Raw genomic sequence first — 14,289 nt, 5'->3', positions numbered from 1 at the left:
AGTGAAATGATCAGGGTCGTTCTTGCCTTAGCTTTAGCAATGCTTGCCGGTAATGCAATGGCTGTCGATCCGACAAATCCGCGCGTCGACCGGCAGAACTACCAGGATTGCCGCCGCTTTCCCGAGCGCTGCGCCGGCGACGACCGCAACCGCAGCCGCCGCGACTATTACCGCGACAACACCCGCCAGGGCTCCGGCCAGTACATCTACCGCGGCCAGCGCCGCATATGGACGGATGAATCGCGCTGAGGACGCACCGCGCCCCCACTCTCGCGAGATGCGGAAAGACTGAGATTTCAAGGGATTAAATGGTCGGGGCGACTGGACTTGAACCAGCGACCCCTTGACCCCCAGGCATGTGGTCGTTTTTCATGAAAACGCCTGGATTGCAAGGGATCAGGCGCGCTTCGATTTCTCATTCCGGGGATTTTTCCGGGACCGCGCGACTTTTTCCAGACCGGCCGCTACTTCGTCATCGAGGACGTGGGCATACTTCGTCGTGGTCTTGATGTCGGCGTGATTGAGCGCGCGCTGGACGAGCTTCAGGTTTCCGGTTTCTCTGAGCAGCTTCGTGGCGACGTCGTGCCGGATATCGTGAAAACGGAAGTCTACTACCTTCGCCCGTGCTTTCATCCTGCGCCATTGCGTCTTCGCGCCTTCAGGAGTGATGGGGTAGCGCTTGCCGATCTTCTGGCCCTTGCGAGGGTGCAGGCAGAGGTAGGTGAACACGAAGACTGGATGATGCCCTTCGCACTGCTTCAGAATTGCCGCGATCTCCGGTGTGATCGGCGTGGAGATCAGCGCGCCGCCTTTGCCGATCGTCGTGATCCGCTTCGCGAAAATGTTGACATCGCTCCATTTGATCAGCGTCTCGTTGCGCCGGCGTCCGCTGAGGCGTGCGAATTCGAACCATGGTGCATAGTCGCTCCGGACTGCGTCATCGAGCGCAGCGCCTTCGGCCTCGTCGAGCTCGCGCACGCGTTCCTTCGATTCCTTCAGCATATGGTCGCGCCAGTTCGGCTCATTCGGAAACTGATAGCGCCAAGTCCGCTTGGCGCGGGTGAACAGCGCTTTAAGAAGAACGATCACCGATCGGTTCACGGTTGCGGCCGAGATCTTCGGAAGGGGATTTCCATCCTTGTCTTCGGCCCGGCCGTGCGGATATTGAGAGCGGCGCCAGGCGATGATCCTGGCGAGCTCCGCATCGTCGATAGCGTCGAGCCGGGTGTCCTTTCCGAAGAAAGAGACGATGCGATTGAGATCGGTGAATGTGGTGTCAGCGTTGGCATGATGCTCGCCGACTTCGGTAAAGTAGCGACCGGCCGCGATGTCGAGCGTCAGTGGCCCATGCCCGAGCGCCTTCTCGGCTTCGATATCCTTCTTTGCCTGGTTGCGCGCCCGGTCTTCGAAGACTACGGCTTCTTTTTTGTTACGGGTCTTCGTAGAGCCGAAAAAGCGACGACCGTCGACGATGAAGTCGAACTGGTAGAACGGACTTTTGGCGTTTTTATAGACGGACATTGGCGCGTCCTGCGTCGGTTGATGAATTCCTGAATGTCCGTCGGATCAAAGGCCATCTTCGGCCGCTTGGTCCCGGTGCCCTTCGAGATGAAGGCAATATCACCTGCTTTCACGTGGGCACGCAAGACTTTGACCGAGATGGTCAGCATGTCTGCCGCCTGTTTGGAGGTAAGAAGGCCGTTGATCTCTGTCATCGTATTCTCCCCTCGACCTCGATGCACATCAGCCTTGCCGCCAGAAGAGAGCCAGATCGGCAGGGAGCGGAGGAGATGATGGTGCGGCTGTCAGCCCAGAAACGCGCGCCACAGACGAACCTTACGTCAGCGATCGGGTAGGGCGCGTCGTCGGGTGCCGACAATGACATGGCGAGTTCGTTTCCGCAGACGGGGCAGCGATTTAGGGACGTGATCTTGCTGATGAAGGTCGTTCTGGTCAAAGAGCGAGCGCCGCCTGTCGCAATGAAGCGCGGTTGTCGTTGTCCGCGGGAAATTCGAGATGCTGGCGGCCGTCGAGCTCGTTGCCGGCGAGATGCTTGTTCATCCGGCGCATGACGTGGAAGCGTTCGCCATGGAAGCCGCGGCCGCCAGCGAGATTGATCCAGCGGTGCCTATCGGCGTCGGCGAATTTTCTGCTGTAATCTACACGCCAGTCCGGATCATCGTTGTCGCGATCGATGACAGGCTTCCATTGACCCCACTGCTTGAACAGGAAGGGGACGGCCGTGGCGGCGCACTGGTCACGAAGCGCGCGCACCCAGTCCGGATGCATTGGCCGGGCGTTCCAGCCGCTCTCCCCGCCCGCAATGGCCCACTCCAGGCGGCGGATCGTTTCGAGGCCGGGACCGAAGTGGCCGCGCTGCAGGATGCCGGCGCCGACATCAAGCGGGTTGCGCGACAACGCCCAGCGGACATCGATCAGGCCGAGCATTGGCTCGAAGGAACCAAAGGTGTAGACCGGCTGTAGGCGGGCCGCTGCGATCAGCAGATGCGGGAGATTGATGTCGGCGCGGCGTTGGTCTTCCATCGTGGTGCCGAGCGCCACATTCGCCGGCAGGCCGCCTGCCTCTTCACATAGCTTGATGATGTTTTGCGGGCGCTTGGTCAGCAAAAGCCATTCGAGATCGGGCGTGGCGCGGATGAGGTCGAACAGGTCCTTGCGCCATGACGGGTCAACCTGGTTGTCGAAGACGTCGGCCAGCGAGGCGCAGAAGACGCGGCGACGGCGGCCGTGCTGCGCGAAAAACTCGTCAGCTTGGCGCTGCCATTTCAGGGGCTCGCGCCAGTTGGCGTCAGTCGTGCGCCGGCGCGGGTGATTGCCCCATTTGACCATGCCGGAACGCTTCGCCCAATCCTCGGCGTAGCAGTTGTCGCAAGCCGGGCTGATCTTAGTGCAGCCGGTCCATGGATTGAACGTGCTGTCGCTCCATTCGATCGCTGTTGTCTCAGCCATCGCTACCCTCCATCCCCTGTGAGGGCGGTGCTGGGTGGCAGCTGCACGGCGCGTCGGGGCTGTAACCCGGCGTCGAGCAGGCATCGCACTGGTAGGGCAACTCGGCTTTGTAGGGAGGAAGCTCAATCTCCGGGCACGGCTCGTCATGATACTCGGCCCATTCGCGCCGCTTCCGTGACCGTTCTTCTTCGATCTCAGAGCAATCGGGGCAGAAATCGAAACCAAGTTCCCAATGGTCGAAGCCAACGCCATCGCCGCAATATTTGCATTTGCCACTAGCCATTGACGCCGTCCCCCGTTGCAGCGGTATCGGTATCGAGACATGAACCTCTGATCGCCTCGCGCTTGGCCTCTGCCATCGAGTTGACGCCCTCGGGAGAGTAACCATCGTATAGGTGGCCGCCGTCTTTCCAGCGGACGCGGATGTAGAATTTGTGCTCGGGATAGTCGTTGTCGCGCTCGATCTCGATGGTCGCGCCCTTGTGGGTGCCACGGAAATAGCCGCGCGATTTCTCAAGAATTCGCATCGGTCGAGCCCTCCGAGGTTGCGGCAAGGGCGGCGCGGAGCTTCTGCTCGATGAAGTCGTAGTCTTCGCGGTGCGCAGCTGGATGGCTCGAAAACTCGAAGGTATAGCCGCGAATGCCATCGACGATTTCAACGGCAAGCTTGCGGTAGTCCGGAACGTATTTGTTGACCACCTCAAGAGATGAGGATAGCGCTTTGATGGTCTCTTCGGCGTCATCAAGAGCGGCGCCTGCAACATCATCGATACCGGTGGCAACGATGGTCGATAGGTTGTCACGCTCCTCCGTAAGGTCGGCAATGCGCTGCTTGAGGCGAGTGATTTCGTCTGACACCGTGGCGCCGACTTCCGGAATTGCAGCCAGCGGCAGCATTGCGAAGTAGGTTTCCTTGTATGCATCCCAGCACTCGGACGGGGCGATGTCTACCTCGCGACTATAGTCCACCTCAAGCTCTTCACGATCCTCGAAGCCAGGGTCTCTGGCGAACAGCCAGCCCTCTCGGAAGCCATCCCTGAACGCGCCTCCGAAGGCGTCATTGGCAGGATCATACGCTGCATTGTGATCCGATACGGTAGCAAAGCTCCCCGTCACATGTTCGGCGGGTGCGGGCTGGGCGGCTTTTAGTGCGGTGTGCAGCCACCGGGCTTGCGGGAAGCGCCGATCCATCTCCTGCCAGTTCTCTTCATGTGTGCGAGATCCTGACCAGGCATGCTGCCAAAGGGTGTCAAGCAGGGCGCTGGCGGCACGGCGAATATCGTCATCGGCTCCAACCATTTGTGGAAGGGGCGATGGGGTGGCGGCAAACAACGGCGTCTTCGTTGGCCACGATTCAGCCTGTTCCTGGTCCATCGTGATATAGTCGCAGCCGAGCTTGTCTCGCATCATCCATGCAACCGGTTCTTTTGGAAGGGGCGATGGAGTGTCGAGCGGCATCAACATTTCGCCGGTGCGATTATGCTCGATGGCCTGGTCCTCGCCAAACAGGCGCCAATCCGGCCAGACTCGGCCTTCATTCTTCGTCTGCTTTGCCACGATAAGATCGATAATCTCTTCGGGCTGCCTGCCGTCGCGAAGTGCGCCGTCAAAGGGGCGAACCGGCTTGGTCATGATCAGCCCTGCATTTCCGGGGCGCCCTGGAACGTGGGCAGGCTCGTGTCGGAGCCGGCGCGTTCCATGTCGCGGATGACCTGCTCGGTGACATAGATGTCCGGCCGGTAGAGCTGGCAGATCCAGAAGAGCTTGCCCGCGGACTGGCGGTACCGGAGGCGGACCGGGATGCGGGCCGGCTCGCCGCGGAAGAAGGGCGGGATCGACAGGATGAACATGCCGGGAACGTCGAGCTTGTTGCCGTTGGCGTCCTTGTGCTCTTCCTCGAAATTGATCTGCGCCGCGCCGGACTGGAGGTTGACGACGTTCTTCACCTTCGTTTCGGAGAAGACCTGCAGGCCGCGCGAGAGCGATACGAGCTCGTTCGGGAAGGCGACGCGGAAGGAGAACTTGTGGCGCCAGTCTTCCTCTTCCATGGTATCTGGCGCGGCGAGATCGGCAATGTGATCCTCGATGAATTCCGCGAACTCGACCTGCGGCAAGGCCTCGCCATTGATCCCCATCCAGGCATTCCAGCTATCGGACAGCGGAAACTCGTAATGGACGCGGTGCTTGCCGTTATCGGCCGGGCCGCCGTTCTGCTTGTCATGATAGTCGATCACCGCCGTCAGCGACGGCTTCTTCCAGTCGGTGTCGGCGAAGATGACGGAGTGCTCGGTCTTGTGGCGGTTGACCAGGTCGACGAGGCTTTCCAGCGTCAGGACCCTAGCCGTGCCGGCCTTGCGGACGGGCTTCAGCCGCCATTCGTCAATAATCGGCTTGAGGCTGGTAGCCTTGCCTGACTTCGGATCGACAAGCAGCGGCACGTCCGCGGGAAGTCCGGGCACATCGGTCGGAGTATCAATTACCTTGATGTCGACCATGCCCTGATCTGCGAGCGCGGCGATGGCGTGGACGGCGGTTTCGGATAGCTGATCCATTTTGCTTTCATCTGGTTGAAGGGATTACTGCTGCTGCGACCGGTCGATCACACGAGGACCGGGAAACATGTCGTGCTGCTGGGGATGCTCGGTCGACAGCTTGCCGCCCTCGATCGCCCAGTAGATGCTGGTCTTGCGTGGGATCTTCGGCAGCTTCGGCGGCGGGATATCGGCCGTGACCTCGATGACGCCGTTCTTGATCACGAAATTGAGGACGAGGGAGAGTGAGCCCTTGAAGGTAGCCTTCGGCTGCTCGTTGGAATGATCGAGGAGCTTTTCGACGACAAGCTCCAGCTTCTCCGTCATCTCCTGATTGAGTTCGCCTCGTTCGAGCATGCCGACGAGGGCCTGCGCATCGCGTATTGTCTGCATGGTTTGCCCTTTCAAAGAAAACCGGTGTCAGCGCCATTCCGGCGCGAAGGGGATGTCGTCATCGAGATCGCGGGAGAAGGAGCCGGCCGGTGCGCCGCCGCTGCCAGATCCGCGCGAGCTGGCGCCCGCGGCACGATCGCCGTCGAGGCCGTAATCATCAGGCTCGCCACCGGGGCGATAGCCGCTGCCATTGCTGCTCAGCATCTGGATCGTGCTGTTGAAACCCTGCAGGACGATCTCGGTCGTGTAGCGGTCGTTGCCGCTCTGGTCCTGCCACTTGCGGGTCTGGATCTGGCCTTCGACGTAGAGCTTGGCGCCCTTCTTGACGTATTGCTCGACGACCTTGCAGAGACCTTCGTTGAAGACGACGATCGTGTGCCACTCCGTCTTTTCCCGGCGCTCGCCGCTGTTGCGGTCCCGCCAGCTTTCGGATGTCGCAAGGCGGAGCGTGGCGATCGGCCTTCCGTCCTGCGTGCGGCGGATCTCCGGATCGGCGCCGACATTGCCGATGAGCGTGGCCTTGTTGACTGAACCTGCCATGTCTTGCCTCAGATGCTGCGCCCGGTGGCGCGCTGAAAGAATTCGACGAAGGCAAGCTCGGCCTTGGCGGCCGGCCACGGGTGCAGGGCGCCCGTCGTCTTCGGTGTGGTGGCTTTTGGGAAGTCGGCCTCGGCCTGCCTGCCGAAGAGCGTAATCGCCTCGGCGCGCGTCATGCGCACGTCCATCAGGTCGAGCGCTTCGCGCGTCGCCCTGGTCCAGCAGTCTGGCGTCTGCATGCCGGCGGCCTCGTAGATCGCCAGGTCCCATGCCTGCTTGATGTTGCGGACGATCTCGTCGAGGTTGGTGCCCGACTTTGCCTTGAGAAGGTCCTCGGCCGGACGGCTGCGCCCGCCGATGAAGAGCTGATGGCCGTCGCGCAGCAGGAAGAGGCCGGCGAGACGCAGATCTCTGATCTCATTGACGATCGCCTGCGCGCCCTGGACGGCGTGCTGCGCGGCGGAAATGCCGTAGGGGCCATCGTGCCGGCCGTCGAAACGAACCTGCTTGGCGAGTGTAGCCGCCATCAGCCGGAAATCGACCGCGCCGGGATCGATGAGGCCGATATCGATGCGGCGGCCGGGGCCGAGATTGGCGTAGATCGGATCCTTGGTGATGCGAACCGCCATCATGCAGATTTCTCCGGCTGCTGCGGCAGGAGATGCCGGTCGCGGTAGGCGAACCATTCAGGCCACACGGTGCGAAGGCTCGCCATGTCATTGCAGGCCCAAGGCACGAGGAAGCTGTCGACCGCGTTCGCCATGTTGCCGGAATGCGGCAATGCGACATCCTGCAGGAACTCGACAGCGCGGCAGGCTTCATTGCGGGCCTTCGCGACCGCCTCGTCGACCGAATAGGCGCGGGTCCGCTGGCCGAACAGCCAGAGCGTCATGAAGAGACCGGCCAGCGTCCAGCCGGCGATGATGCCCATGGTCACGGTCATACGCGTTCCTCCCATGCGATCTGCTGATCCAGCTCGCCTGTCCGGCGCCAGGTCTGGGAGCCGACGTAGACAAGCAGGAGCATGGCGACCGCCCAGAGGAGCGGGCAGAGGATTTCGGGAACCCAGCGTGGCACGGCCGGGCGGCGCTCGACGATAATGACGGGCGGCGGCTCAACCCGCGCGCCAAAAGGCGTTACGTGATCCATGGCATTGCCCTTTCATCGGTTTGGAAATGGCCGCGTTCGCCCAAAGAGGGGGTGGTGACGAACGGGCCATAACCAAGCCGATCGCGGGTCAGGCGAGACGGCGAACCGAAAGGCGATTTGCGAGGTCGGAGGCCTCGCCCTTGAAGCGCTCGATTTGGCGAGACGAGAAACCCTCAGCGCGGAGATCGTCGAAGGTGCAGCCGGGGTTGGCGCGCATGTAGTCGGCGATTTCCTTGGCAGTATCGCGCGGGATGGCGTTGTGGACGGCGGCGGCGGTCGGGGTGGGGGGTGCAGTGTGCATGGCTCGATCTCCTCTTGGTGGGCTCAGGTATGAGCTGGAGATCGTTATAGTGGGAAGCATCCCACTTAGCAAGTGGAATAGTGGGAAAAGACCCACACTATGGTCCGGGCTGTGGAAATCGCTGTTGTCGGGATGTCGAAAAAACGAATCAAATTCCGCTGGACTCTTGCGGCCGATCCTGTTTCCTATAGCGAGAACGAAAAAAGAACATGGAGAGAAAAATGCAACCGCGTGCGGCAGAACATCCAGATGCACTCCGTCTCGTCATTGAGTTGGAGAGCCTGTATGTCGCTTGCGATGATTGTGGGCATTCCCGCGTATTGAAGCTCTCAAATCTTCGGGCGGCCGCAAGCCTTGGCGTTCACAATTACATGCAGCTGTGCCGAAAGATCCGCTGCAGTGAATGCCCCAAAACTCCGCCATCGGCGCGCAATCTGACACTGCGCCCGAGTTGGTTGGCGGAAGTGCTTCAAACGGTGGCGTGAAAGACGATCTTGTGCACCGAGAATACCTTCTTGGTGTCGAATTCAAGTTCGTTACGCTCCCCTTCGTCGGGGTTGTGCTGCCAAAGTCTCGTCACCTTGTGAGACTGCGATCGGAACTCCTTGATGTAGCTCTCGCGATCGTTCTCTTCGTCTGTAAGGACTTGGACAATCACGTCATCTCCAGCTCGCACAGGTTCGTTCGGATTGATCCAAACCGTTTCGCCAGCCTTAAATCGAGGTTCCATTGACGTGCCGTAGACGCGCACGGCGTATGCCCCCTCAACACCTTCAAGCATTGGCGGAACGAATAGGCGGCCAACTTCCGCGCCGTTAAGTACGAACCGACCGTTTGGGCCGCCTACAGACTGGCCGCGCAACGGAATATAGCCGTCCCGTGGGAAGCTTTGATACTTGGGCGGGAAGCTGGCATTCGTTCGGGTGACCGACAATGCCATCTGATCGTCTCTATCGTCGGCATTTTCTTCCTCGTTTCGCCGCGCGGGAATCGCTTCATTGCGCGCGAGTGCTTCGGCATCCAGATCCAGTGCTTCCGCAAGCATCCAAAGCTTTTCCGCTGTTATCGTGGCCTTTTTGCCTCGCACGATATCCCGAATAAAATCCCGTGGAAGTCCCTTCCTGGTTGCGGCAACGATAGGGCTGAGGTCGAGTTCAGCAAGTCGTTTTACGACGATCTCTTGGAGTGTGCTCATAGTGGGAGAATAGGAAATTTCCCCCTCCTTAAGCTAATGGGATGTTTCCTATTGCAAAGTGGGATGTATCCCACTATAAGGGGGCCATGGAAACGGAATTGGCACGCCATCTTCTGACACTTTGCGATACGTTCGCCAACGCTCGAGAGCTGGGCGAGGCGACAGTCGGTCGGCACTGTGCCGCGGATGGTCGCTTCTTTCCGCGTATTCGTGATGGGAAGACCTTCACCGCCAAGAAGTATGACGAGGTCGTGGCTTGGTTCTGTCTGCACTGGCCCGAAGGGGTTGAATGGCCGGATAAGGTTCCGCGTCCGCCGATCTTCGTCACGGAGGCGGCAGAATGATGCCGTCTCTCGCACCAGTTCTCCCAGCGCGTCCTCACTGCGCGCCACCTCCGGCCGGAGCGTGTTTCTCCAGGCGCTCCGGCCGGTTTTTCTTCTGCAGGATAGGGAAGAGGTCATCCCGCGTGGCTCATAACCACGAGATCGCCGGTTCAAATCCGGCTCCTGCAACCACCATACCCCCGGCGCGGATACCGACAGGCGCGATGGAAAAGACCCGGAGGCTGCAGCGGTATCGCGGCTTTGCGGGCACTCTCTGGATAGTCTGTTCATGCGGTCCCCCGTGATCTGCTGACGGGCTGACAGTCACATTTCGAAACCTTTCCCACCACGGGAAAACGCGCGGGAATTTCCCGGCGCGGGAAAACTTTGCTTTGCGCCAAGAGGGGCGATGACGATGCAGGACACTCTGACCAACGCCTGGTTCCACCGCCTGAAAGCGGCAAACCGCCTGCTGATCAAGAAGAACGGCGGCATCGAAGCCAGCGCCGAAATCACCTCTCTGTCGAAAAGCCAGATCGGTCGCTGCCACAGCGACGGCGATACCGAGCTTCTGCCGCTACCAGCCGTCATGCGCCTCGAAGCCGAGTGCGGGGACTACGCTGTTACTCGCGCCATGGCCGAGGTTCATGGCTGCAAGGTTTCCGATCCCCGCGAGGCCAAGGCGGATGGCACCAGCGTCATGCGCGGCGCCGTCGAGCTTGGCAGCCGGGTCGCGCAGTATCAGCACAATCACGCCATCGCTTCCATGGACTTCATGCTTTCGCGCGCCGAACTGGCTCAGGGCGTCAAGGACCTGCAGCAGATCGTCGATGCTGCCGCTGAGCTGCTGAACGCCTATTCGCATGCCATGGCAAAGGGTGGCGAAGAAGCCCCGGCGCTCCGCCTTGTCGGCCAGGAGTAGGTCCGATGTTTCCTGACATCCAGCCGAAGGCGCTCGACAATCTCGTGGCCGCGATCCGCAAGGTGAAGGGGCGCGGCGTTGCCATGCATCGCCCAACCGTCACCGCCAGCCTGCCAGACTGCCCCAAATGCCGACGCGGTCTGGCGATTGCGGAAGTCATCGAGCGCTTCTGCGTCCGTTGCGGCGACATCACTCTCGATGCGGAGCGGCTTTGATGGAACACGGTGGGCCGAAGAACAAGTCGCAGCAGGATCGCATACGCCAGAAGGTGGGCGCGAAGCGCAAGGAGCAGCTGCAGGAGGTGCGCCGCATTCTGCAGGCGTGGAAGTCCGGCCGGGATGCGACGGCCAGTATGCGGGCCATTGCCGACGTCTTCGAGAAGGGCGGGGTGATTTGATGCTAAAGGAAGTTATCTTCAGCTCGCCGCTTTCGAAGGATGGTATTTCGTGGGCCCTTTTTTGCAGTGAGAACCCCCGTCCAGTCGGCTTCAAATCCACCTGTGATGGGTGGATCGTCGGAATAGAAGTAGTTTCGCTTGAACTGCTCGCCTGCGGCATCAAGGGAGATCAGCAACTCCTCATCGAAGTTTCTAATTTCAGCGCCACTGAAATCACAGTTTGTGAATTCGTGACTGACGAGCTCACTAGCGTCGATACTTCGGATCCGACAGTTCGTGAAGTTGCAGTCAATGTATTGGTCATCTTCGACAACTTGCGAACCGATCACTGTGACCTTAACGAAGCGCGCAGCGTCTTTACGCTCGTTCGCCCTCTTGTGGGCCTCGCCTCTTATTACGCCACCTTCGTAAGTGACGTGCTTGAAGCCGCGAATATTCAGCCAGTTGAGTGTAGCTCCAACTCCGCGCTCAAACGTTGCCGAAACACGAGAGATGATGCCTCTTTCCTCACCATTCGCCAACGCTCTCAAAGCGGCAGAAAGCGGTCGGTCGAGCTTTTCCGATCCGTAGCGTGTCGCGACGTAGTCGGCAAGGAGGTCCATTGCCTCGACACCGTAACGTCTCTCCGGATCAGCGATAACGATATCCAGAGACGCAATGCCGGCCAACAAGCTTGCTTGCCGCTCCTTTTCACCCAGCAGCTTAGCTCCGTCCTGCAGGAGGCGGGCATAATTTGCAGAGTCGTTCGATTCGATTTGCCGGCGAGCGTGCGCCAGTTGCTCGGCTTGGTACTCAAGTTGCCTCGTGTTGAGAACCCCGCGCCATGCGACGGTAAAGAAGGTGACGATTGCAGCGAGTCCGGCACCAAACGGTGTGAATGCTTGAGCAATTTGCACGCGCTCGTTTGGCACGGCAGTTATGACAACAATGCCGAACCCAGCAAAGAGCAGTACGGTAATGATGAAGGCAGCGATCGCCAACGCAAACCACGTTTCCGATTTGACGTTTGGCCCGTCCGATACAGCCCGGCTATCGTCGTTGTTGTTTGCCATCGAACCACCCCCGCTTGCCGAATTGGTAAGAACTACCATTCGCTGATTGCGATCGGGATGGCGTCTGCTTTCCGATCCACAGCTTTCGCAGGCGCTCATGGAGGCGGGAGTGCGCCGGTACGGTTCGATCTGATTTCGGCGGAGAGCGTAGCGGAGGCCGCAGAATGAGCGAGCCCATCCGCCTCTTCATCGTGACCGACGATGCGGCGCAGGCCTGCCTTGCCGTCATGCATTGCCATCTGTCCGATTGCCCGAGCTTCGTGCGGGTGCTGACATCGGCGGCCGATATCCGCGCCGTTCCCGATGGCGCCCGCTGCATCGGCCAGTGGTTCGCCTGGTCGGACCGCAGCCCGACCGATGCCCAGATGGCGTGGGAGTGGCGGCGCGATATCGGTGGTATCGAGGGCGTCAGCCTCGCCTTCTTCGATCGCGTCGACGAGTGGAACGCCAAGCGCCGCGCGGCCGAGGAGAAGATCCTCGCCGAAGCGCTGGGCGAGGCCGCCGACGGACCTGTCATTCCCTATTCCGAATTCGCCAATGCGCAGGCGGCGGCTCGTGCCGTCGAGAGCGAGACGGTCGCGGTTCTTCCCAAACAATCGAGGTGGCATTGATGGAAACGATCCTGTTCGGCTCAACGCCGGTCAACGTGACGCGCGAAGACCTGATGAAGATGCCGCCGCATCAGCGCAGCGAATGCTTCGCGCTGATGAGCGAGCAGGGAAAAAGCGATCTGGCGATCGGCACGATGTTCGGGATCGGCTCGCAGGTTGTGCGCAGGCTGATCGAGGCGAAGCATCATTATGCGATCCCGAAGGCGGCCGAAGAGCGCGTGACGCCGGAGCCCGTGTCTGACGTGGTGGCCGATCGGATCGACATCAGTCGGAATGCCTTGCGGCTGCTGCGCCGGATCGGCCGGGAACGTCAGGGGTGGACCGCCGGCAAGGCGACCATCTCGGCCGAGACCGGCGTCTATGACGGGGCGCTGGAAAAGGCGATGAGCGAAGTGCTGGATCGCGGCCTCGTCGTCAAGCTCGCAAATCAGCTCGGCCGAGGCGGCAGGACGCCTTGTTACTGCGTGACGCCACAGGGTTCGGCACTGCTGGCGCGGGCTGCCAAGATCATGGCGGAGGCATGAATGCTCTCCGATTCGATCCGGGTCATGCGCGAGAGCAAGGAGAAGGAGCCCGGCAAGGTCGGCGAGGCGCTGATGCTGCGCGGCTTCGAGATCGAGGCCCGCAACATGGAAGAGCGCCTGCAGAGCCTGACCGGCAGGCCGCATGTGCCGCTCGACGGCAATCTCGTCAGCCAGCCGGACGCGGAGGCGGGGCAGCCATGAAGCCGGAACGTACCCGCATCCTGCTGATCGTCGGCTCCAATATTGTCGAATGCCACCGCACGGCGCGCGCCTTCGGCCTCGACCTGACGAAGGTCGGATCGATGCGCACCGTCACCCGGCCGTATGCCCTCAGGAGCTGGAGCCGCGGCACGCCCTTCATCGCGCTCAACCGCGATAGCTGGCCGGAAACGCTCGACAGGGCGCTCGATGCGCTGACGCGCACCGGCCAGCTCCGTATCGCCAACGAGAAAGACCTGGAGGATCTGCGGGAAGAGGAAGGGCTTGCCCATGCTGGATAGAGCCGATCCGAGGCGCGCAACCTCATCCGCCATGAGCGGCAGGATGGACGATCGCCAGGCGCTGGCGGCGATCGTGCTCTGGAATTCCGGACATTTCGACACGTTCGACATCGGCAAGCTGCTCGACGTCGGCGAGGACGCGGTCTGCCGCACGTTGCATGCGGCGCGGCACCTCGCGGGGGGCGCGCATGCTAGTTAGACAGGGCGGCAAGTCTGTCGGCGAAGACATGGATACTTACTGGGCTCTCGATGTGGATATCGCGATTTGGTGCATCGAACTGCATGCATTGCACTCCAAGTCGGACGTCGAAAATTGCAAATGGGCCTGCATATCGATCGGGCTCGCGACAAACCTTGAACCTGCTGTAAATGACAACCTTCGAAATCGGGCGATTATCCTCTCTGCCTTGGAGTATGCAGCCAACCACGTAGCCAAGATCGAACAAATCTTGTCCGTCTTCGATCTCTTTTCCGTCAAGCACAACTCTCGTGACGCGCATCATCAAGCTTGGTTGCTCACCGAAGTCAGCCACGCGGTCGATCCTGAGCGGACGTCTATTCCAGTTTTGGATTTCAATCTTAACGAATTGGTCGCCTTCCTCGTCAGATGTCACGACGACAAACATGGACGGTGGGCTTTCGCCGAGTTGATGGTCGATTTGTCTCTGCTGCACTCTGATCTGGTGCAGAAGCACCATCAATGTTGCCAGGGTGACAAGTGCACCCGCCCATCCGCTAGATGCGGAAATCCATTCGCGAAGGCAGTTTTCGTTAGGTTCACAGAGCAAGGACCGCGTCGGGCCGAAGCCAAAGACGACGACAATAAGGACAACAATCATTATCGAGCCAAACAGTGGCGCGATCCATTTTTCAAGCATGTGTGG

General features: G+C 60.4%; 25 protein-coding genes and 1 tRNA gene. 11 read left to right on the top strand and 15 right to left on the bottom strand.

The annotated features are described in order from the left end of the window. Positions 1 to 57: 57 nt before the first annotated feature. On the top strand, positions 58 to 249 hold the full coding sequence (locus ACFPWW_RS27905) for a hypothetical protein (protein WP_162702882.1): 192 nt from the start codon (positions 58 to 60) through the stop codon (positions 247 to 249). Between the two features lie 147 nt (positions 250 to 396). Here the strand turns inward: ACFPWW_RS27905 and ACFPWW_RS27900 are convergent, their stop codons facing one another. From ACFPWW_RS27900 to ACFPWW_RS27840, 13 genes are all read right to left on the bottom strand, one after another. Then, a complete protein-coding gene (locus tag ACFPWW_RS27900; RefSeq protein WP_377314414.1) occupies positions 397 to 1,521 on the bottom strand; it encodes a tyrosine-type recombinase/integrase in 1,125 nt (374 codons plus the stop codon). Continuing rightward, the gene (locus tag ACFPWW_RS27895) at positions 1,413 to 1,715 is read right to left on the bottom strand and encodes a helix-turn-helix domain-containing protein (protein ID WP_377314412.1); all 303 of its coding nucleotides are present in this window, start codon (positions 1,713 to 1,715) and stop codon (positions 1,413 to 1,415) included. The genes ACFPWW_RS27900 and ACFPWW_RS27895 overlap by 109 nt, the downstream gene beginning before the upstream one ends. A 238-nt stretch (positions 1,716 to 1,953) precedes the next feature. Continuing rightward, entirely contained in the window at positions 1,954 to 2,970 is a 1,017-nt protein-coding gene (locus ACFPWW_RS27890) for a phage Gp37/Gp68 family protein (RefSeq protein ID WP_377314410.1), read from the bottom strand. 275 nt (positions 2,971 to 3,245) lie between these two features. Further along, positions 3,246 to 3,497: a hypothetical protein gene (locus ACFPWW_RS27885; protein WP_377314408.1), complete on the bottom strand. Its 252-nt coding sequence runs from the start codon at positions 3,495 to 3,497 to the stop codon at positions 3,246 to 3,248. After that, the gene (locus tag ACFPWW_RS27880) at positions 3,484 to 4,602 is read right to left on the bottom strand and encodes a hypothetical protein (protein WP_377314406.1); all 1,119 of its coding nucleotides are present in this window, start codon (positions 4,600 to 4,602) and stop codon (positions 3,484 to 3,486) included. The genes ACFPWW_RS27885 and ACFPWW_RS27880 overlap by 14 nt, the downstream gene beginning before the upstream one ends. A gap of 2 nt (positions 4,603 to 4,604) precedes the next feature. Beyond that, the gene (locus ACFPWW_RS27875) at positions 4,605 to 5,522 is read right to left on the bottom strand and encodes a DUF2303 family protein (protein ID WP_377314404.1); all 918 of its coding nucleotides are present in this window, start codon (positions 5,520 to 5,522) and stop codon (positions 4,605 to 4,607) included. A 24-nt stretch (positions 5,523 to 5,546) separates the two neighbouring features. Continuing rightward, on the bottom strand, positions 5,547 to 5,894 hold the full coding sequence (locus ACFPWW_RS27870) for a hypothetical protein (protein ID WP_377314402.1): 348 nt from the start codon (positions 5,892 to 5,894) through the stop codon (positions 5,547 to 5,549). Positions 5,895 to 5,921: 27 nt separating this feature from the next. Next, positions 5,922 to 6,434: a single-stranded DNA-binding protein gene (locus tag ACFPWW_RS27865; RefSeq protein WP_377314400.1), complete on the bottom strand. Its 513-nt coding sequence runs from the start codon at positions 6,432 to 6,434 to the stop codon at positions 5,922 to 5,924. A gap of 8 nt (positions 6,435 to 6,442) precedes the next feature. After that, positions 6,443 to 7,063, bottom strand: a complete 621-nt coding sequence (locus tag ACFPWW_RS27860; protein WP_377314398.1) for a hypothetical protein — start codon at positions 7,061 to 7,063, stop codon at positions 6,443 to 6,445. Then, entirely contained in the window at positions 7,060 to 7,374 is a 315-nt protein-coding gene (locus ACFPWW_RS27855; RefSeq protein ID WP_377314396.1) for a hypothetical protein, read from the bottom strand. The genes ACFPWW_RS27860 and ACFPWW_RS27855 overlap by 4 nt, the downstream gene beginning before the upstream one ends. After that, a complete protein-coding gene (locus tag ACFPWW_RS27850; RefSeq protein WP_377314394.1) occupies positions 7,371 to 7,580 on the bottom strand; it encodes a hypothetical protein in 210 nt (69 codons plus the stop codon). The genes ACFPWW_RS27855 and ACFPWW_RS27850 overlap by 4 nt, the downstream gene beginning before the upstream one ends. Before the next feature lie 88 nt (positions 7,581 to 7,668). Continuing rightward, a complete protein-coding gene (locus ACFPWW_RS27845) occupies positions 7,669 to 7,881 on the bottom strand; it encodes a hypothetical protein (RefSeq protein ID WP_377314392.1) in 213 nt (70 codons plus the stop codon). A 469-nt stretch (positions 7,882 to 8,350) separates the two neighbouring features. Beyond that, positions 8,351 to 9,076 (bottom strand): S24 family peptidase, encoded by a 726-nt coding sequence (locus ACFPWW_RS27840; RefSeq protein ID WP_377314390.1) that lies wholly within the window; start codon positions 9,074 to 9,076, stop codon positions 8,351 to 8,353. Between the two features lie 86 nt (positions 9,077 to 9,162). Here ACFPWW_RS27840 and ACFPWW_RS27835 point away from each other — a divergent pair, with 86 nt between their 5' ends. The 5 genes from ACFPWW_RS27835 (at position 9,163) to ACFPWW_RS27815 (ending at position 10,718) form a co-directional block, all read left to right on the top strand. Continuing rightward, positions 9,163 to 9,420: a hypothetical protein gene (locus tag ACFPWW_RS27835; protein WP_377314388.1), complete on the top strand. Its 258-nt coding sequence runs from the start codon at positions 9,163 to 9,165 to the stop codon at positions 9,418 to 9,420. A gap of 95 nt (positions 9,421 to 9,515) precedes the next feature. After that, positions 9,516 to 9,591: transfer RNA gene (locus ACFPWW_RS27830), tRNA-Met, on the top strand. Between the two features lie 223 nt (positions 9,592 to 9,814). Next, complete coding sequence (locus ACFPWW_RS27825; protein ID WP_377314386.1) at positions 9,815 to 10,321, top strand: hypothetical protein; 507 nt, start codon at positions 9,815 to 9,817, stop codon at positions 10,319 to 10,321. Between the two features lie 5 nt (positions 10,322 to 10,326). Next, complete coding sequence (locus ACFPWW_RS27820) at positions 10,327 to 10,536, top strand: hypothetical protein (protein ID WP_377314384.1); 210 nt, start codon at positions 10,327 to 10,329, stop codon at positions 10,534 to 10,536. After that, positions 10,536 to 10,718 (top strand): hypothetical protein, encoded by a 183-nt coding sequence (locus tag ACFPWW_RS27815; protein WP_377314382.1) that lies wholly within the window; start codon positions 10,536 to 10,538, stop codon positions 10,716 to 10,718. Before ACFPWW_RS27820 ends, ACFPWW_RS27815 begins: the two co-directional genes overlap by 1 nt. Positions 10,719 to 10,720: 2 nt before the next feature. Here ACFPWW_RS27815 and ACFPWW_RS27810 read toward each other — a convergent pair whose 3' ends face one another. Continuing rightward, a complete protein-coding gene (locus tag ACFPWW_RS27810; protein WP_377314380.1) occupies positions 10,721 to 11,770 on the bottom strand; it encodes a hypothetical protein in 1,050 nt (349 codons plus the stop codon). Between the two features lie 164 nt (positions 11,771 to 11,934). Between ACFPWW_RS27810 and ACFPWW_RS27805 the strand changes: the two genes are divergently transcribed. The 5 genes from ACFPWW_RS27805 to ACFPWW_RS27785 are packed head-to-tail and all read left to right on the top strand — an operon-like array spanning position 11,935 to position 13,604. Beyond that, on the top strand, positions 11,935 to 12,381 hold the full coding sequence (locus ACFPWW_RS27805) for a hypothetical protein (RefSeq protein ID WP_377314378.1): 447 nt from the start codon (positions 11,935 to 11,937) through the stop codon (positions 12,379 to 12,381). Beyond that, positions 12,381 to 12,905, top strand: coding sequence for a hypothetical protein (locus tag ACFPWW_RS27800; protein ID WP_377314376.1), 525 nt, complete (start codon positions 12,381 to 12,383; stop codon positions 12,903 to 12,905). Before ACFPWW_RS27805 ends, ACFPWW_RS27800 begins: the two co-directional genes overlap by 1 nt. After that, positions 12,906 to 13,106, top strand: coding sequence for a hypothetical protein (locus ACFPWW_RS27795; RefSeq protein ID WP_377314374.1), 201 nt, complete (start codon positions 12,906 to 12,908; stop codon positions 13,104 to 13,106). After that, entirely contained in the window at positions 13,103 to 13,405 is a 303-nt protein-coding gene (locus tag ACFPWW_RS27790; RefSeq protein WP_377314372.1) for a hypothetical protein, read from the top strand. Before ACFPWW_RS27795 ends, ACFPWW_RS27790 begins: the two co-directional genes overlap by 4 nt. Continuing rightward, complete coding sequence (locus tag ACFPWW_RS27785) at positions 13,395 to 13,604, top strand: hypothetical protein (RefSeq protein WP_377314370.1); 210 nt, start codon at positions 13,395 to 13,397, stop codon at positions 13,602 to 13,604. Before ACFPWW_RS27790 ends, ACFPWW_RS27785 begins: the two co-directional genes overlap by 11 nt. Here the strand turns inward: ACFPWW_RS27785 and ACFPWW_RS27780 are convergent. Further along, positions 13,597 to 14,283, bottom strand: a complete 687-nt coding sequence (locus ACFPWW_RS27780) for a hypothetical protein (RefSeq protein WP_377314368.1) — start codon at positions 14,281 to 14,283, stop codon at positions 13,597 to 13,599. The two genes, ACFPWW_RS27785 and ACFPWW_RS27780, sit on opposite strands and share 8 nt — an antisense overlap. Between the last annotated feature and the right edge of the window lie 6 nt (positions 14,284 to 14,289).

Origin of the sequence: Rhizobium sp. GCM10022189 (genome assembly GCF_042656325.1) — a bacterium.
Lineage (GTDB): Bacteria > Pseudomonadota > Alphaproteobacteria > Rhizobiales > Rhizobiaceae > Rhizobium.
The sequence above is the reverse complement of the archived record's forward strand: the minus strand, read 5'-3'. Positions and strand labels throughout refer to the sequence as shown.